The organism is Actinosynnema sp. ALI-1.44 (assembly GCF_001984155.1).
In the GTDB taxonomy this organism is placed as follows: domain Bacteria; phylum Actinomycetota; class Actinomycetes; order Mycobacteriales; family Pseudonocardiaceae; genus Kibdelosporangium.
On sequence record NZ_MTQO01000022.1, the window covers coordinates 49631 to 67160 of the forward strand.

10 protein-coding genes and 2 pseudogenes are annotated in these 17530 nt (G+C 61.9%); 5 read left to right on the plus strand and 7 right to left on the minus strand.

Going from position 1 to position 17530, the window contains the following annotated elements; genetic code table 11:
- The first annotated feature begins 663 nt into the window (after window positions 1-663).
- The gene (locus ALI144C_RS01730) at window positions 664-2271 is read left to right on the plus strand and encodes a GmrSD restriction endonuclease domain-containing protein (RefSeq protein WP_076985207.1); all 1608 of its coding nucleotides are present in this window, start codon (window positions 664-666) and stop codon (window positions 2269-2271) included.
- Window positions 2272-2273: 2 nt separating this feature from the next.
- On the opposite strand, the gene ALI144C_RS52920 is transcribed toward ALI144C_RS01730, so the two are convergent.
- The 3 genes from ALI144C_RS52920 to hsdR form a co-directional block, all read right to left on the minus strand.
- On the minus strand, window positions 2274-3416 hold the full coding sequence (locus tag ALI144C_RS52920) for a restriction endonuclease subunit S (protein WP_083752615.1): 1143 nt from the start codon (window positions 3414-3416) through the stop codon (window positions 2274-2276).
- A complete protein-coding gene (locus ALI144C_RS01740) occupies window positions 3413-4996 on the minus strand; it encodes a class I SAM-dependent DNA methyltransferase (protein WP_083752622.1) in 1584 nt (527 codons plus the stop codon). Before ALI144C_RS01740 ends, ALI144C_RS52920 begins: the two co-directional genes overlap by 4 nt.
- Window positions 4997-5070: 74 nt before the next feature.
- Window positions 5071-7536 carry an EcoAI/FtnUII family type I restriction enzme subunit R gene (hsdR, locus tag ALI144C_RS01745; protein ID WP_083752616.1) on the minus strand — a complete coding sequence of 822 codons (2466 nt, stop codon included), beginning with the start codon at window positions 7534-7536 and terminating at the stop codon, window positions 5071-5073.
- 212 nt (window positions 7537-7748) lie between these two features.
- Between hsdR and ALI144C_RS01750 the strand changes: the two are divergent.
- Window positions 7749-8831 (plus strand): annotated as a pseudogene (locus tag ALI144C_RS01750) (IS701 family transposase); the annotation flags it as partial.
- Between the two features lie 669 nt (window positions 8832-9500).
- On the opposite strand, the pseudogene ALI144C_RS57135 reads toward ALI144C_RS01750, so the two are convergent.
- A pseudogene (locus ALI144C_RS57135) lies at window positions 9501-9653 on the minus strand (acyl-CoA dehydrogenase); the annotation flags it as partial.
- A gap of 1027 nt (window positions 9654-10680) precedes the next feature.
- On the opposite strand from ALI144C_RS57135, the gene ALI144C_RS57140 reads away from it, so the two are divergent.
- Window positions 10681-12057 (plus strand): DEAD/DEAH box helicase, encoded by a 1377-nt coding sequence (locus ALI144C_RS57140; protein ID WP_269086645.1) that lies wholly within the window; start codon window positions 10681-10683, stop codon window positions 12055-12057.
- A 64-nt stretch (window positions 12058-12121) separates the two neighbouring features.
- Here the strand turns inward: ALI144C_RS57140 and ALI144C_RS58830 are convergent, their stop codons facing one another.
- The 3 genes from ALI144C_RS58830 to ALI144C_RS58305 form a co-directional block, all read right to left on the minus strand.
- Entirely contained in the window at window positions 12122-12487 is a 366-nt protein-coding gene (locus ALI144C_RS58830; RefSeq protein ID WP_076985211.1) for an integrase core domain-containing protein, read from the minus strand.
- Window positions 12488-12969: 482 nt separating this feature from the next.
- On the minus strand, window positions 12970-13707 hold the full coding sequence (locus ALI144C_RS57145; protein WP_076985212.1) for a helix-turn-helix domain-containing protein: 738 nt from the start codon (window positions 13705-13707) through the stop codon (window positions 12970-12972).
- A gap of 240 nt (window positions 13708-13947) precedes the next feature.
- A complete protein-coding gene (locus ALI144C_RS58305) occupies window positions 13948-16677 on the minus strand; it encodes a hypothetical protein (protein ID WP_143230320.1) in 2730 nt (909 codons plus the stop codon).
- Between ALI144C_RS58305 and ALI144C_RS53965 the strand changes: the two genes are divergently transcribed.
- Window positions 16670-16852 (plus strand): hypothetical protein, encoded by a 183-nt coding sequence (locus ALI144C_RS53965; RefSeq protein WP_143230321.1) that lies wholly within the window; start codon window positions 16670-16672, stop codon window positions 16850-16852. The two genes, ALI144C_RS58305 and ALI144C_RS53965, sit on opposite strands and share 8 nt — an antisense overlap.
- Window positions 16853-17061: 209 nt before the next feature.
- Window positions 17062-17530: hypothetical protein (locus tag ALI144C_RS57155; protein WP_237773913.1), on the plus strand; the 469-nt coding region annotated here is incomplete at its 3' end.

The following is a 17530-nucleotide window of genomic DNA, read 5'->3' on the forward strand; positions in this document are numbered from 1 at the left end:
CCGCCTGCTCCAGGATGTCGACGTGAATCTTTGCGTCGGCTGCTGCCGACGTGGTGGTCCTGATCAGGGTGTGGGTCCGGTATGGCCGCCACGCTCGTCGTGTCGGCGACGTTGGGCCGTTTACAACGGCAGTCAGGATGATTCGTGAACCGGCTGTAACAGGCGCGACGCCCCGGTGACCTACATTGACGGCGTCGTGTAACAGTGTCAACTAACTATATCTGGCGACCCCCAGGTCGAGAGGCTCATCGCTGGCTACCAGGCCGGAGCAGCGGTGCACGAACTGGCCGACCAGTTCGAGATCGACCGCAAGACAGTCAGCTGAACACTCCGACGGCACCACATACCGATGCGCCGCACCGGCCTACTACCCGAACTAGTCAACGAGGCCGCACGACCCTACGAAGCCGGATGGTCCACAGCACAGATCGCCGAACGCATGAACACCGACCAACGAACGGTACAGCGCGGCTCGGCGAGCAAGGGGTCACCATACGTGGAAGGCACGAGCCACCGCGATCTTGAACAACCGGATCGCTGACGTCCGATTGGACGCTGGCATGTACTGCAACGTGGCTTCGACGTCTGGCTCAGAAAGTGTCGGACCTTACCGCTAGGGTCACGTCCCATGAGCCGTACGGCCACGTCGAAAGGAAGCGGCACATGGCAGGCAGTGTGGCATCGGTGCGGGCGCTACACACCGGCACGGAGAGTCTGATCGACCTGGCACGTCGGATCAAGAGTGGTGACATCCTGCTGCCCAAGTTCCAGCGCGAATTCGTGTGGAACCGCAAGCAGGTTCTGGAACTGCTGGATTCCGTGGCGCGCGACTATCCGATCGGGAGCGTACTGCTATGGCAGAGCCGCGAGGAGTTGGCCAGCGACCGCGCGATTGCCAACCTGGAGGTGGCTGATCCACGGGAAGACTACCCACGCAACTACCTCCTCGACGGGCAGCAGCGATTGTCCACGATTTGCGGGGCGCTGTACTGGACGCCTGAAGGCAACCCAGACAGCTATTGGAACATCGTTTACGACCTCGCCACTGAGGAGTTCGCCCACGCCTCCACAATTGAGAACCCTCCAGTGCACCAAATCCCCGCACGGCTACTGTCCGACGGAGCCGCCTTCTTCCGGTGTCCAGGGGCGAATCTCGATGAGTACCGGGACCGAGCCGACGCACTGTACAGGCGCTTCCAGGACTACAAGATCGCGGTCGCCACTATCAAAGACATGGACATCGATGAGGTGGCGCGAGTCTTTGAGCGGATCAACAGCACCGCGACCACGCTTACCATCGCCGACCTGATCCGTGCCGCGACCTGGACCCGCGACTTCGACTTGGCCGACCTGCTTGACAACGCCTCGCTTAGTCTCGCACCGAAGCGCTTCGACACCGTCGAGCCCCCGACCCTCCTCCGCATCATTGCCGCTGCGGCCGGACATGGGTATGACCGCGAGGACATCGACAAACTGCGCCGCCACAGTGCGGCCGAACTGCGTGAGATCATCACCAAGGCGTCCGAGGGAGCGCGCCGTGCGGCAGACTTCCTCGCTACCGACCTCACGCTGCCCAGCGCCGTGGCATTGCCCTACCAGAACCAGTTCACTGTCCTCGCTGACCTGTTCCACCGCATCGACAAACCGACTCCCTCTCAGATCGACGCACTCAAACGCTGGTTCTGGCGCACCTCGTTCACTGGCTACTTCAGCGGCTGGTCGGGACGGCAAATGATCGTGATCCGGGACGCGATCAGGGCGTTCGCCGCAGGCGCTATGGCAGACCTTCCGTCAGCGACCAGCATGCCCACCGTTGACGTGTGGAAGCGCACCCGATTCCGTCAGGGAGCAGCGTTCTCGAAGGCGCACGCGCTCCTACTCGCACGCGAACGGCCAGTCGACCTCCGCTCTGGCCGCCCGATCGACGTAGGCAAGGCGCTGTCGTGGAGTAACGATAAGGAGTACCACCACTTCTTTCCCCAGGCATACCTGAAAAAGCAAGGCTACAGCGACGCCGCCATCAACTCGGTGGCGAACATCATCATGCTCACCTCGATCACCAATATCCACATCTCCGACCAGCGCCCCTCCGAGTATCTCCAGGACCTGATCGACATGCACGGGGAAGACACCGTCCGCGTACATTGCACGGCTAGCCTCGTCCCGAGCGCTGCGTTCGACGCCGCATTGGCCAACGACTATGACACGTTTCTCTCGGAGAGAGCCTCATTGCTCTGCGACAGCGCGCGAAAGCTGGCTGCCGATCTTTGAAGCTATAGCTTCCCAGTGAACGCGGCATTCAGCAGAGATACCCGGCATGCCTCGGCACGTTGCTCGTACTCGGAGCCGAAGCGCTGTGAGATTTGCTCGGCAGTCAGCAGCATGCGTGCGATCCGCTGCTGCTCCGGAAGTGGTGGCAGAGGGATCTGAGCGGCATGAAAAGACTTGATGCCAAGAGTCTTATTCCGCCCTGCGCCGCCCGGCGAACAACGCCGTAGCACTTCGAGACCAGATACGCTGAGGAAGAAGAACCGCAGGTAATCGGCGTCGGCCACCGCGTCATCAAGAACATAAGTCATGAATCTATGTGAACCAACCCGGCCTTGTTCGGCCTCTGCCGCGCGCGCCACGGCCCCCTCCCAAGCGAACACGCTGCTGAACAACAAGTCACCCGCCTCGATTGCGAATATCTTCTTCGTCCCCAGAGACTGTCCAGTGACAGATGGCTTATGGAAGACGCCTCTGCCAAATGATCGGAGCCCTATCTCTCGATAAACGGCATCCGGCTCGACACGCACCGATCGACGCTTCAACTCCATGATAGAGCCGACCGTTCGCATAGTAGGATTTGACGCATGCGCAATCAATGATTCCTGGAGTGCTTTGTAGGATACTTGCGCATTCCTTCGAAGACTACCAGCTTGAGTGAGCTTACTCATCGCCTCATCGAGTTTTGCCGCGACTCGACATTGTTCCTCGATGCTAGGGAGAGGCACTTTGATTGCGAGGAACTGGGTTGGAGTCGTACGCTTACGTCGGGCCATCGAACCTTGTGTGACTAGTTGGCTCCGAAGCTTCGGCCACGTGACCAGGTGGGCGATATATCGAGGATCGTGATCGTCCTTGTTAACATTAAACACGGGATATTCTGACGATACATAGGTACCATCAAAGGACTCATCGACGAACGCGATGGCGCCTTCCCATGCTCCAAGCTTGCTCATGGTTACCTGACCAGCCGAGAGGCGACTCAGGGTATCATAGGCAGTTTGAGAGCCATTGATAGTTGCTCTACGAATCAACCCTTTCCCAAAACTGTACACACCTGCGATTCTATATTGTTGATCATCTATCACCCGTTCCGATGCGTCCACCAAAGAGAGCGCTTCACTCAGTGGCCGATTTGAATAAATCATCGGTCACTCACCAGTTCCGCCTGTAGTTCTTCAAGCAATCCAAGTATCTGATGTTCAGTCTTGATGAGGTCTGCAACAAGCTCCACTGGGTCATGGTTGGCCAGATCGTCAGCACCGTGCGGGTTGGTGAGATCGAGATTATAGCCCCGTTCCTTGAGATCTTCGACAGAGACACACCAGGCTTGGGATGTCTCCACTCGACCCACCCTCTCCACACCTCCCCACCATCGCTGACATTCTTCAAATTCATCGAAAGCCAGTGGCTTACTCTTGGTGTAGCCGCGCCGCCCCTCTGGTAGAGGGAGTTCGTAGTACCATGTCTCGGTTGTCGCAACGCCTTTCTCGAAGAACAGCAGGTTCGCCGGAATGTCAGTATAGGGAGCGAAGACGCCTTGCTGGAGGCGGACGACTGTGTGCAGATTGCATTCTGCCAATAGCTTCTCTTTGATCTTCGTAGCCACGTTATCATTACCGAATAGAACGCCATTGGGCAGCACAATTCCACAGCGTCCGCCGCGCTTGAGTTTATCAATGATGGCATACAGGAAAAGCCAGGCAGTCTCTCGACTCTGAAACCCGACGTCAAAGGCGTCGCTGACCGACTTTTCCTCTTCACCGCCGAATGGTGGATTAGTGAGGATGACGTCAACCTTGTTCACAGCGCCGATTTCTTTGCGCATCTGAACCAGTGCGTTTGCGCGCAAGACGTGCGGCTGAGGGATGTCATGAAGTAGTAGATTCATGTTGCACAACAGGAACGGCAAGGACTTCTTCTCGATGCCACGCAGGTTGGCGTGCAGTTGATCGATTTGCTTATTGTCCAAGGCCTTTGGGGCCAGTTCAGCGAGCGCCTCGACAAGGAATCCGCCGGTGCCACAGGCGGGGTCGAGGATGGATTCGCCGAGCTCAAGGAACAGCTGCTGCACCATGAATCGGTTGAGAGGGCGAGGCGTATAGAACTCTCCAGAGTCTCCTGCCGCGTCGCGCATCTCTCGCAGTATTCCCTCATAGAGAGCCGCCATCGTATGGACGTCCTCCTGCTGGGTGAAGTCGACCTTATGCACTTGGTCGATCACTTCGCGCAGGAGAGCGCCATTGCGCATGCGGTTGGTAAGGTCCTTGAACACTGCGGATATCACTAGGCGTGGGTCGAAGCCAGCGCGGTCGTCCTCGTCGATTTCCTTCTCGAGGTTAGCCAGGTAGGGCAGCAACTCCGTGTTGACGAAGTTGATCAGCTCCTGCCCAGTCCGGCCGCGAGGATCGGCCGCCCACTTCTTCCACCGGTACTCGGGTTTGATCGCAGGTGTGAATGCCTCTCCTTCGAGGACCTCTCGCTCGTCCTCCTTGGCATCCAGACAACGCAGGAACAGCAGCCAGGCCAACTGGGGAAGGCGGTCGAGGTCTCCATTGAGACCTTCATCCGTGCGCATGATGTCGCGAGCGGACTTCACGATAGCCGCCAGACGAGCAGGGGCCGACTTTGGAGCCGCTTGCTTCCGGGGCGCGCGTTCCCGAGGTTTGCGCTTAGGAGCTCGCGTTGACTCGCCGACGAACAGCGCACCCTGGTTGTCTTCAGTCATCTTCTCCTGGCTCCCACTGTCTCCGCTCACACCAACGCGCTGGGCGACCAGCGCGGGGCCCCACCTTACGGGGGTCAGTTCGCGATGTCGTACAGGCGAGCGGTCAGGCTATCGATCGCATCATGGAGCTTGTCACCACCGCCGAAACGCCCTGCAAGGCTGACCACGCCGCCCATGCCAGCGAAGGCTGGGGTCCGCAGCGCCATTGCCGACAGCTCCTCGATCCCGGACTGCTCATACTTGTCCAGGAGGATCTCCAAGATCTCCCTAGCCTCCTCGGCGAAGCCTGCAAGGAACGTCTTGTGTTCGTGACGCACCCGCGTAACACGCTCGCTCCTGGTGACCAGTGCGGTGTTGTACGCCAAGTTCAACAGTAGATCAACTTCGTCGACGTCCGCGTGCCCGAAGTGCCGGTAGACTTGCTCGGTGCCAATCCCTGCGTCGCGGAAGGCTTGAGCGAGCTTGCGGCGGGTGACCGCGCGGGCCCACTGGGCACGCAGGTTGGTGGGTGTGAGATCCAGGCGGCGTACCTGCTCGCCGACCCATTGGCGGTACTCGGTTAGCCGCAACTCCTGGGTGCCGGCGTTGAGGATGTACAGCGAGTCGTTGAAGACGAATACTTCGACCCCGTCGACGTAGTACCGCTCGCGGCTCTGGCGGATCCTCGCCGCCTGCTGCGGATCGGTCACCGTCAGGCCAGCATCCGGCCCCGCTGCGGGAGCGTTGAGCGTCACCGCATGCTCAACCGATCCAGCGGGCACTTCTTCGGGCACGTAGTGCGCGTCTGGGTCAGGCAGGTCGATATCGACCAAGTGACCTTGTGTGTTAGTGACCGACACCGTGGGCCGCCCGAGAGGCACACCGTCAAAGTCAGGACGGCTGAAGTGCTTGGTGGCGTCAGTGAAATCGATGATGTCGAAGGCGAGCTTCCCGTCCTCCTCGAACAACCTGGTACCGCGCCCGATGATCTGCTTGAACTCCGGCACAGACCCAATGATCCGAAACAGCACAATATTGCGCACCGTTGGGATGTCCACCCCGGTGTTGAGCAGCCGGGAGGTGATCGCGATGACCGGACGTTCTGTGTCCACCTTGCGGAACGTCGACAGCATCGCCAGTCCTGCGCTCCCGTCATGAGATGTGATGCGGAATACATAGTCGTGGTTTGGGCCAGCTAGGTCGGCGTTGAGATTGGTCAAGGCTTCGCGCATCCGTGCGGCGTGGTCGATGTTCTCGCAGAACACGATCGTCTTGGACATAGGATCGGTGCTGCGCAGATGCTCGGTCAGTGCGCGTGCGGCCTCCTCGGTCCGCTCGGTGATCGCGAGCAGGCGCTCGTACTCCTTGCGGCCGTACACCTTGTCCGGGATCTCGCGACCATACCGGTCCAGCTGACCTAGCTCGGGTTTCCAGCCAGTGATGTCGACGTTCAGCTGGATCTTCCTGACCCGGTAGGGCGCGAGGTAGCCATCGCGGATGCCGTCACCAAGAGAGTACGTATACACGGGGTCGCCGAAGTACTCATAGGTACTGCGAGTCGAGTCGTCCACAGGGGTGGCAGTCATCCCAACCTGCACGGCCGGTTCGAAGTGGTCCAGGATTTCCCGCCATGCGGAATCGGCGCCGGCAGACCCGCGGTGACACTCGTCAACGATAATTAGGTCGAAGAAATCGGAGTCGTACTGGAGGAACAAGGCATCATCAGCACGGGTCTGGTCCAGCGACTGGTAGAGCGCGAAATAGAAGTGGCGACTCATCACCGCTCTGCCCTCACTCAGCTTGCAGACAGCCTCATCGCCAAAGCCAGGGATGAAGTACTCGTCCTTCGGCTGGTCTACCAGGATGTTGCGATCAGCCAAGTACAGTACGCGCGGCCTATCATGCCCTCTGGGCCACTGAGTATCCCACAACTTGGCTGCGAGTAAGTACGCCACAAAGGTCTTGCCAGTACCGGTGGCCAACGTCAGCAAGATGCGTCTCTGGCCTGCTGCGATCGCGGTAAGCGCTTCGTCTACCGCGGCTTTCTGGTAATAGCGCGGCCTCTTGATCGTGCCGTCATAGTTGACCAACGCCTGACTGAACGGCGCACGTCGAAACTTCATCGCCAGCTCGTTATCCAAGCCCTTGGCATCCAAGAACCGCTGCCACAGCTGCTCCGGTGCTGGGAAGGCGCTGACCACCGTCTCCGTGCCCGCCAACATGTCGATCTCGCGGATCTCATGGCCGTTGGTGGCGTACGCGAACGGAAGGGCCAGACCGCGCGCGTAACGCTTGGCCTGCTCAACGCCGGTGGCTGCCGGCTCATTCTCTCGTTTGGCCTCGATGACTGCGATCGGGAACCCCGGCTCACGCTCCAGCACGTAGTCGGCCCGCAGGCGGCTGCTGCGGTAGGCGATTCCCCCAGCGTCCACGATCTGGCCATCGCCGACCCAGAACTCCCGGTTAATTTGCGCTTCTTCCCAGTTCGCCCGACGTAGCGCCGGGTCGATCAAGTCGGCGCGGGTTCCGGCCTCGTCGCGCCCGCCGGGCAGAGTAGACACGCCCTCTTTTTATCGGACTAACAGCGACTTCGCCACCCAATCAGGTGACCATAGGTCACTCGGCGGCAGTTTCGCGAGTAGTTGATCAACGCGCTAGTACTACAGCCGCATGGCGTGATCTTGCTTGATGACCTGGTGGGGACGTGAGACGGCCACCGTGATCAACTTCGAGGTGTGTTGGGACTCGAAGCGAAACGGTGGCCGCGTTGCCGATCTTAGACCTGGACGCGTGGCGGGCCGGGTTCGACGACCTGTTCGCCCGGTTCGCGGGCCGGTTCGTGCAGGTCCAGACCCGCAGGCGGGCACGGGCTTATGTGCTGGGCCTGCTGTCACGGACCGAACGCAAGAACGGATGGACCTTAGCCGAGCAGGCAGGCGATGCCACCCCGGACGGTATGCAACGCCTGCTCAACCACGCGGCGTGGGACGCGGACAAGGTCCGTGACGATCTGCGCGGATATGTGGTCGACCATCTCGGGCATGAGCAGGCGGTGCTGGTCGCTGACGAGACCGGGTTGCTGAAGAAGGGCGTCAAGTCCGCCGGGGTGCAACGGCAGTACTCCGGCACCGCCGGGCGGATCGAGAACTGCCAGCTCGGAGTGTTTCTGGCCTACGCCTGCCCGCATGGACGGGCGCTGATCGACCGTGAGCTCTACCTGCCCCAGGACAGCTGGTGCGCTGACCGGGACCGATGCCGTGAGGCCGGGATCGGCGACGAGGTCGAGTTCGCGACCAAGCCGGAACTGGCCCGCCGCATGCTCGAACGGGCCATCGACGCCGAGGTGCCGTTCTCCTGGTTCACCGCCGACGAGGCCTACGGCCAGAACCCCGGCCTGCGGTCCTGGCTGGAACAACGGGGTATCGCCTGCGTCATGGCGATCCCCTGCAAACAGGAAATCCCGACCGCCGCGGGCAAACGACGCGCCGACACACTGGCCAGGCTCGTGCCGAAGACGGCCTGGCAACACCGTTCCTGTGGGGACGGCGCCAAGGGACCACGGTTGTATGACTGGGCGCTGGTCGAGGCCGGTGAACACCACAGTCTGCTGATCCGCCGGTCGCTCACCCCCGGCACCAAGGGCGTGCATGAGCTGGCCTACTTCCTCTGTCACACACCGAATCCGGTCCCGTTGGACGTGCTGGTGCGGGTGGCCGGGAGCCGATGGGCGGTCGAGGAATGCTTCCAAGCGGCCAAGAACGAGGTCGGCATGGACCACTACCAGGTCCGCAAGTACCACGCCTGGTACCGACATATCACCCTCGCGATGCTCGCCCACGCCTTCCTCGCGGTCACCACGAGGACCCAAAGGGGGCTCTGCATGTCCCGACGACGGCCTGATCCCGTTGAGCGTCAACGAGATCAGGGGCCTGCACGCCGCCCTAACCTTCACCCCGCATCCGCGTTCGCACACCGAGGCATGGTCACACTGGCGACGACGCCACCAACACCGAGCCCGACAATGCCATTACCAGCGGAGACTCACAGATCACGGCCTGCGGCTGTAGTACTAGGCCGGGTGCGCTGCGGTGGCCATTTTTCAGATTGCCGGTTTCTTGAGAAACTACTACTGTCGGTTGAAACGGTTCGCGTACCCGCTCTCACTGGCGAGTCGTTGACAGCTCGACGGGTGTTACAAGCCCTGGCTGCGTAGCTACTTCCGCTGTTTTGATGAGTTCTACGCGCAGCGAGATCTGGCCAAGCAGGATCACTTCAGACCTACATGGTCTTAGCGACGGTTCTGTAAACGTGCCGTTGCTACACGGTCCTTCGGACGAGCGCTCTGGACTGGTGAGCTCAGCGGCAGTTGCTCGAAGTCGCGTCGAAACAAGGAACAGGTTCTAAGTCCACCTCCGACGCGCTCACCATGTTCAACGAGAAGCACGCGAACAAAGTGACGCGACATGTCGATGAGTTCTACCCCGTTCGACGTTCCAAGAAAGTGAGGAACGAACACCAGGGAGCACTCGTCGCCGTCGCGCACCGCGCGGGTGCGCAACGACGCCAGCTCGGTCCCGGCTTCCGGCTCGGAGTACCTGATCGAGAAGTGCGTTCGCCCGCCGGAGATGCCCGGCAGGTAGCGCGCACGCTGGTCGGGCGTGCCGTACCGCATGATCGTGGTCGAGCATCACGCGAAGGTACGTCTGGAGCATCCTCGCGTGGTGCGCTGCAGGGGCCATGTCCTGACCGGTGGTTTGCAGGAAAAGTTCACCCAGATGATCGGTACAACTCCTCAGTGTGACGTGCCAGCCTCGAAGGTTAGCCAGCGACGAGGGGGCACTATGTCGACAGGCGAGGGCAATACCGACCGTGGCTTCAGCCGCGTCGAGGCACATCGACTGGCGAAGGAATGGCTTCGCCGGCTGGAGCCCGTTGTAGTAGAAGCTGCGGCGATAGATCGGGACTGTCGCGATCAGGCGTTCCGTGCTCGAGCGCGACACCGGCGGAGTCGAGTGAATCGGCGCCTGGCCGACCTGCCGGTCGAGAAGCTCGGATCAGGCGTTCCAAAGAAGTTTCTCAACGACGGCGGCGTGAGCACCGCGTTTGACGTCTTCAAGTTGGGAGAGAGCCGGCTGCGGGAACTTCGCGGTATCGATCAGTGGGCGTCGAAGTTGATGGCTCTGGTGGAACATGAGCGGGATCGCGTGCAAGCCGATGACCTCCGCCCACCACGCGATCCACGCGATTGGTGGGAATCTGACGCCGATCTTGTGCGTGCGTTGCGCAGACTAGCGTCAATAGGTGCGATTCTTGGCATGCCCGAGCTGGCGACCGTGCGCGAGATCGTCAGCCTTCTTCGTTGGCTTAAGGGCGCGACCAGGTGGTGGCGTTGGTTGTTCGGGACTATGTCCCACAAGTTGCATACCCGATCTCGATACGAGGAAGCGCAGAGGCTGGCCCACTCCGCCGACGTCTCCGAGCAGGTTGGTCGAGCTGAACGAGTGCTTGAGTCTGCGCGCCCGCAGTTCGCTGCGCGGATGGATCGCGCCGAGGTTGAGCAGGACTGGCGCGGCAACAGCGCGGAGCTCTTGTCGCTGCTCGAGCGACTGGTCGCGGAAAATGGATCGCCAGATGAGCAGGCACTGATCCGTCATGGCCGTGCGCTGGCGCATCATCCGTCGGCCCTCGTTGAGCAGATCGAGCGGATGAAGCTCGACGTGCGATTCATTCGGCGAACATTGCGGATCTATCAGGAGTTCGGTGCGAAGTTTGCGCTTGTCGTGGGGCGCAGCATCCTCGGTGACGAGATGGGCCTCGGTAAGACGATTGAGGCGCTCGCCGCGATAGCCCATGCTGTCGCAGTCGAGGAACAACGCCACCACATCGTCATCTGCCCCGCTGCATTGGTCGACAACTGGATGAGTGAGATCGACGCGACGCTCCACGACGCTCCTGGTCTTAGAGGCGTTGCGTTCCGAGAGCCTGGCCGTCAGAATGCGTTCGAGCAGTGGCGCGTCAGAGGGGGCATCTTGGTGAGCTCCTACCGCGTTCTCAACCATCTTCTCGATGGTGACGTCCCATCAGTTGGTTTCCTGGTGGTGGACGAAGGGCACTTCGTCAAGAACCCCAAAACTCAGCAGAGCGGCCGCACCGCGAGACTGAGCCGGTGTGCCAAAAGAGCCTTGCTGATGAGCGGCACGCCGATGGAGAACCATGCCGGCGACTTGGTGCAGATTACGAGAGTCGTCGACGAGGCTCGAGGAGATGATCTCGACCATCGGTTCGACGGAGGTCGAGCCGCCATGGCTCGTTCAGGTGAGTTCCGCAGGGTCCTAGGTGAGTTCTACCTCCGACGCAACCAGATTGAGGTGCTCGACGAGCTACCGACGATCGTCGGAACCGATCACCCCGTCAAGGTTGGTGGCAAGGAACTCGACGAGTACGAGGCTCGATGGAACGAAGGGAAGCTCGATCAAGCACGGTGGGGCCTTACCATCGGCGCCGGGCCAGACTCCATGAAGCTGAGGCTGCTCAGTGAGATCGTCAACGAGTGCCGGCAAGAGGGGCACAAACTGTTGGTGTTCAGCCAATTCATCGAAGTCGTCATTGCGGTTCAGAAGTTGATCGGCGATGAGTGCTCGGAGCTCCGCGGCGCGGTCTCGAAGGAGCAACGAGAGGACAACATTGAACTGTTCCAAGCCGCTGAGGGCTTTGCTGCGCTATCGATACAGATCGTGACCGGAGCTCTTGGACTCAACCTGCAAGCTGCTTCGGTGGTGGTGTTGATGGAGCCGCAGTACAAACCGAGCACGGAGTGGCAGGCGGTCAAACGCGCGCATCGTATGGGGCAGGCCAAGGTTGTCGTTGTGCATAGGCTCGTCGCACGGCATCCAGCAGACGAACGCATCGTCGAGCGCACGCGGTTCAAAGCGGAGCAGTTCGCCGAGTTGGCCGCGCGAAGCGACTTGGCTGATGCCTCGCTCGACGCGCTTGATAATTCTGTCAACGAAGCCCAGCTCCTTGCGGAGTTGCAGGCTATTGAGCAGGACTTGCAGCAGGAAGGGGCGTCACCCCAGGCTTGATCCGGCAGCATCGGACTTTCGAGATCAAGTTTGCTAGCTTGATCGCCGTTGGCGGTGGTAGCGCTCAGCGGCGCCGTCTCCTCTGCTGGGCGTGTGCTGGTCGAAAAGTCGGCCTTCGGTTCTGGCCTGGGTTTTCACCCGGCGGGCCGGGTACTCGTTGAGCAGCCCGCCGAGACGCTGTCGGCATCGGATCCTGCTGATCCAGGCAGGGGAACGGGATCATGTTCGGTTCATCGTCGGGAGCACGCAGAAGCATCCCGGTGCCTTGGTGGCTGCGTCCGGCGTTGTGATGGGCGACGTATACGTTGAGTACGTGGCGTAGGTGGCCTTCTGCAGTGATGAGGATCCGATCGGTGCACTCGCGACGGACGGAGCCGACCCAGCGTTCAGCGAAGGCGTTCATCCGCGGCGCCTGCGGTGCGGTGAGCACGACCTGAATGCCGATAGACGCGAAGACCGCGTCGAAGGCGGTACCGAACTTGGCGTCACGGTCGCGAATGAGGTGTGTGAAACGGTGTGCGGCTGCGCTTGCCGAAAATGTCGTCCGTGCTGGTCAGGCGGCGTGGTACTCGTTGAGGATGCCGCCCAATCGTTGGCGTTGGCGGATGTCGAGGCGGTTGATTTCGGTCCCGGTGATCGGTTGTGGCGGTGGTTGTAGTGGTCGGGCGTTGGCGATGCCTTGGTGGGGTTGGTGGTTGTTGTAGAACTGCTCGTATTCACGGAGTGTGTGGAGTAGGTGTCGCTAGTTTCAGATCAAGGTGCGGTCGAGCAGTTCGCGGCGACAGCTCTGTACCCAGCGCTCGACGATTGAGTTCATCCTGGGTACCTGAACACCACTGAGCACGACCTGGATACCTGCGTTGGCGAGGATGACGTCGAACAGATGAGGGAATTTGCCGTCCCTGTCACGGATCAGGGACCGGACCGTGCTGGGCAGTGGGCGTCCTCAAGATCCATGAGGAGATTGCGGGCGGCTTGGGTCACCCATGCCGCGGTCGGATGTGGTGTGGCGCCGAGGATCCGAACCTGTCGGGTGGCGTGTTCGATCACTACCAGCACGTACGTGCGGATGCCGGTGAGGGTGGCTGTTTCGAAGAAGTCGCAGGCCAGCAGGATCTCTGCCTGAGAGCGGAGGAACTGGGCCCAGGTGCTGGATGCACGCTCAGGTGCGGGGTCGATACCGGCTTCGGTGAGAATCTGCCAGATAGTGGAGGGGGCGAGCTTGATGCCGAGGACGAGCAGTTCGCCGTGGATGCGGTGGTAGCGCCAGCTCGGGTTCTCTTTGGCCAGGCGCAGGACCAGGATTCGGATGGACCGGATCGTGCGTGGTCGGCCTGGCCGTTTCGGCCGGGATGCCTTGGCGTGGCGTCGGCGGAGCATGTCGCGGTGCCAGCGCAGGATGGTGTCTGGGTGTACCAGCAGACGGAGCCTGCGCAAGGTCCGACGTGGTAGTCGGTGTAGGAGCGCGGCGAGTAACGCCCGGTCGGTCGGGTTGAAGCGCACTCTGGTGTCGCCGAGTTGGCGTTGTAGTACTGAGATCTGGTGGCGCAACGCGAGGCTCTCGATCTCTTTGTCCTGGTTGCTTATCGGGATCAGGCGGAGCAAGGCGAAGGTGTTGGTCAGGCCGAGGTAGGCCAGTCGCAGCAGCACGGTGGATTATCATGCCGTGGACTGGCAGCCGGAATGAACAGCGTCGACGTCATCATGTGTAGCTGCTGACCAGCACGGATGAGGTTTTCGGCTAGCGCAAGGTTTGTCTGATCAGGTCAGATGACCAACCGAGCCCTGGAGGAGCGACTGTCCTCCAGGGCTCGGTTTGGAAGAGGCGGGCGGCGGCACAGCTGTGTCCGTCGGGGTCACACACCTAGTAACTCCCGGGCTTTGTCGCCTCTAAAAGGTGATGGTCCCGTTAGTGATTCCGGTGTGGAAGGTTTGTGTGATGCGTTGGTAGTACGTGTCGTTGGGAACGTCGTTGGTGAGGTACGTGGGGTTGATGTTGGCTGGGTTGGCGCTGTCGCGTAGTGCTTGGTCGAGGTTGATGAGCTCGTTGGCGCCGTACTGGCCGTAGCGTCTGATGATGTCGGCGTTGAGTTGTTGCCGGTTCTTTTCTTGGGTGCTGTTGGGGTCGAGGCCGAGTGGGGCGATGGTGGAGAGGATGACGCGGATGCGGGTTCCGTCGGGTCGTTTGTAGCGGTTGTAGCCGTTGATGTCGTCGATGAGTTGCGTGAGTTTGCTTGTGGTGTTTTGGGGGGTGTCGCCGTTGAGGATGTCTTGGGCGCCGAGGGTGACGATGACGGTGCGGAGCCTGGGTCCGGCGAGGGTGGTTTGGTTGAGGGCGGTCCACCAGCCGGGTGGGGGTGGGGTGGTGTGGGTGGTGGTGACCAGGCCGCCGGGCAACTGGTTGCCGAGTTGGGTGGCGAGCGTGTCGCCCCAACTGGTGTGGGTGTCGGGAGCGCGGGTGTTCTGGTCAGCGAGGATGGCGATGGTGCCGTTGCTGGCGGTGGTGGTGACGTCGAGGCCGGTGAGGTAGTAGGTGCTGGGCAGGGTGGTGGTGTAGGCGGCGGCGTCCGGGTTGGTGGTGGCGTTGCCGGAGGCTAGGTAGGTGGTGGTGCCGTTGGCGGTGTGCACGGGCGTGGTGGTGACGGTGTTGGGTATGTGGAGGCTGATGGCGAGGTTGCCGGATCCGCCGGTGGGTAGGGCGACGGGGTCGCTGTAGGCGTCGCCGCCGGCGGGGATGGTGACGGTGGTGTTGCCGTTGAACTTCAGGGTGGTGGGGGTGGTGGTGGCGGCGCCGGTGGTGTGGGCGGCGATGGTGGCCGCGGCGATGGTGACGGGTGTGGGGGAGCCAGTGTTGGACAGGCGGATGCGGGCTTCGCTGCCGGTGATGGAGGGGTGGGCGATGATGCGGAGGGTTTTGTTTGCGAAGCCGCCGGTGGGGGGTGGTGTGGTGGTGTCGGCGGGGGCGGTCCAGGCGCCTGCCCAGGTTTTGCCGTCGGGTGGGGTGACCGGTCGTGGTGCCATGGCGAGCACGTGCAGGGCGGCGCTGTCCACACACGTGCGGCGGAAGGCGGTGCCGAGGTTCGGTAGCGTGATCTTCTGCGGGGTTTTGAGTGGGTTGGCGGGGATGAACACCGTATACACCGTCGGCTTGTTCACGGTGTCCTTGGTGGCACCGACGTTGCGATAAGGCAGAGTCGCGACCGGTGTTGCCACGCCCTGAGATGGTTTTGCCCAGTCGGTGATGCTGGCCAAGGCTGGCTGTTCGGTGGTGCCGTCGGTGTAGGTGATGCCCACGGTCGTGGCGGGTGTTTCCCCGCAGGTGCTGGCCACGAGGAATCCGATGGCGGTGGAGGGAACCTGGTGTGCGGCGGGGAGCGGGATTGTTTGTCCGATCGCGACGACGTTGTCGAACCCGGCGCTGTTGGGGGTGGGCAGGGTGAAGGTGGAGCCTTGGACGGTGAGCGAGGCGCCGGGTGCGAGTCCTGCCGCTGCGAGGGTTTGCGCGGAGAGTGCCCCGCCATCGAAGTCGAGGGATTTGTCGGCCGAGACGGTGGTGCCGTCGTTGCTGATGCCGTCGTTGTCCATCGCCTCGGTGAAGCTGTTGGTGGTGACGTTGTTGAGCGGGATGGCGTCGATGCCGGTGATGGTGACGTCGAACGGGTCGAGGCCGCCGCCGGTGTGGCTGCCGGTGGTGCTCAGGGTGATGACGTGCTGGCCTTTGGTCAGGTGGACACCGCCGAGCGCACCGTAGATCTGGCCCGCAGGGATGAGTGGTTTGGGGACGTCGTCGACGGTGACGGTGACGTTGTTCCTGTTGCCGGGGACCAAACCGGAGGCGATCCGGACGCCGAGTGCGTAGTCGGCTTCGAGTGGTGCGGTGAACGCCATGCTGAAGGACTGGCCCGCGGCGGTGCCGTCGAAGTGCAGGCGGCCGTCTTCTTGTGTGATGGGGATGTTTTGGCCCGCGGGTTGGGTCACGGCGACCTGGGTAGGGTCGCCGGTGTTGAGGCGGGTGGTGACGCCGTAGCTGGGGGCGACGTAGAAGACGTAGGCGGTTTCCTCAGCGGAGAGGTTGTGTGCGCGGTCGAACGCCCGGACGTGGACGGTGTGGTAGCCGGGTGGGAAGTTGGCGGGGATGACCTGGGCGTTGGTTCCTGCTCCGGTGGTGATGGGTTTGCGGGCTACCCAGCCGCCGTTGGGGAAGGTTTGGTTGTAGTTGCAGTCGTTGGTGTTGGGGACTTTCACGGTGCCGGGGCCGGTGAAGCTGTAGGCCCAGCCGGCGGTGGTGTAGTCGTTGGGGTTGGTCTTGAAGTAGAAGGTTCCGGCGCCGTGGCCCCAGTAGTTGGGGGGATAGTCTCTGCTGTCGAGGGTGGGTTTGGCGGGTGGGGTGGCGCGGGTTTGGAATTTAGTCCAGGGGGAGAAGGTGCCGTTCCAGATTTCGCCGGTGCCGTCGCCGCCGGTGTTCTTGACCGCGACGCGGTAGCCGTAGTCGCCGTTGCCGAGGTTGACGTTGACTTGCCATTGGCCGGTGGTGCCGGACGCGACCTGGATGGGTGGGCTGGTGGTGATGTGGGTGGTTTCGTCGGCGGTCCATACTTCGAAGTACAGCAGGATGTTCAACACCGGGATGTTGTTGTCCGTGGCGGTGGCGGACAGGGTGGGGTACGCGTCCGAGGTGATGGGCTGGCCGGTGCAGGTGACGGCTTTGGAGATGCCCTGGTTGGTCGCGGGGCCGGGCGGGAAGGCGAACCGGACGGCGAACGCGGCGCTGCCGCTGTCGAATCGGTTCCAGTGATGGCCGTCCTGGGTGCCTTCGGCGACGACCGACTTCAGACCGATGGTGATCTGGCTGGAGTTGAAGTTGACCGCGGTCTGGGCCGCGCCGATGGCGTTGAACAGGACCGAGGCGCCCTTGCACGCGTTCTGCGGGATGTCCATGTCGGTCCCAAGGTCGGGGCCTGGCCAGCGGGTGGCTGAGGTGAACTGCGAGCCGTTGTAGAAGGCTTGGACGGGATTGCAGCCGTTGTCGCCGGTGTGGGCGTTGGTGATGGTGAACGTCGCCGAGCGCAGCACGGCGGTGTAGCCGTTGCGGGCTTGCAGCGCGGTGGTGGGCATGACGAAGAAGGAACGGGCGACCCAGTTTCTGTTTCCGTTGCATTCAGCGAACTTGTAGCAGCGGCCGACTCGGGCGAAAAAGTCGTCGCGGTAGTTGGTGAATCCGTTGTCGGCGACGTCTCCCCAGTCGGTGGCACGGATGTCGCCCGTGGTCGGATCGATGTACACCGGGTACACCACGTCTTTGCCCGTCAGCGCCACCGGGTCCGGGGTGATGGTGACGAGCGCACCGCCGTTGTCCGCGGGGGTGACATTAAGCTGGACGTGGGTGGTGTTGCCGGGTTCATCGGCGGTGGGGACTGGTTGCCCGTCGTCGTGACGGGAGTCCCACATCTGTGGTGTGGAGCCGACGAACACG

Coding starts and splice junctions, on each gene's coding strand:
- ALI144C_RS01730 (WP_076985207.1), top strand. CDS start 664: ATGGCAGGCAGTGTGGCATCGGTGCGGGCGCTACACACCGGCACGGAG.
- ALI144C_RS53965 (WP_143230321.1), top strand. CDS start 16,670: ATGTTCAACACCGGGATGTTGTTGTCCGTGGCGGTGGCGGACAGGGTG.
- ALI144C_RS57140 (WP_269086645.1), top strand. CDS start 10,681: ATGAAGCTCGACGTGCGATTCATTCGGCGAACATTGCGGATCTATCAG.
- ALI144C_RS01740 (WP_083752622.1), bottom strand. CDS start 4,996: ATGACTGAAGACAACCAGGGTGCGCTGTTCGTCGGCGAGTCAACGCGA.
- ALI144C_RS52920 (WP_083752615.1), bottom strand. CDS start 3,416: ATGATTTATTCAAATCGGCCACTGAGTGAAGCGCTCTCTTTGGTGGAC.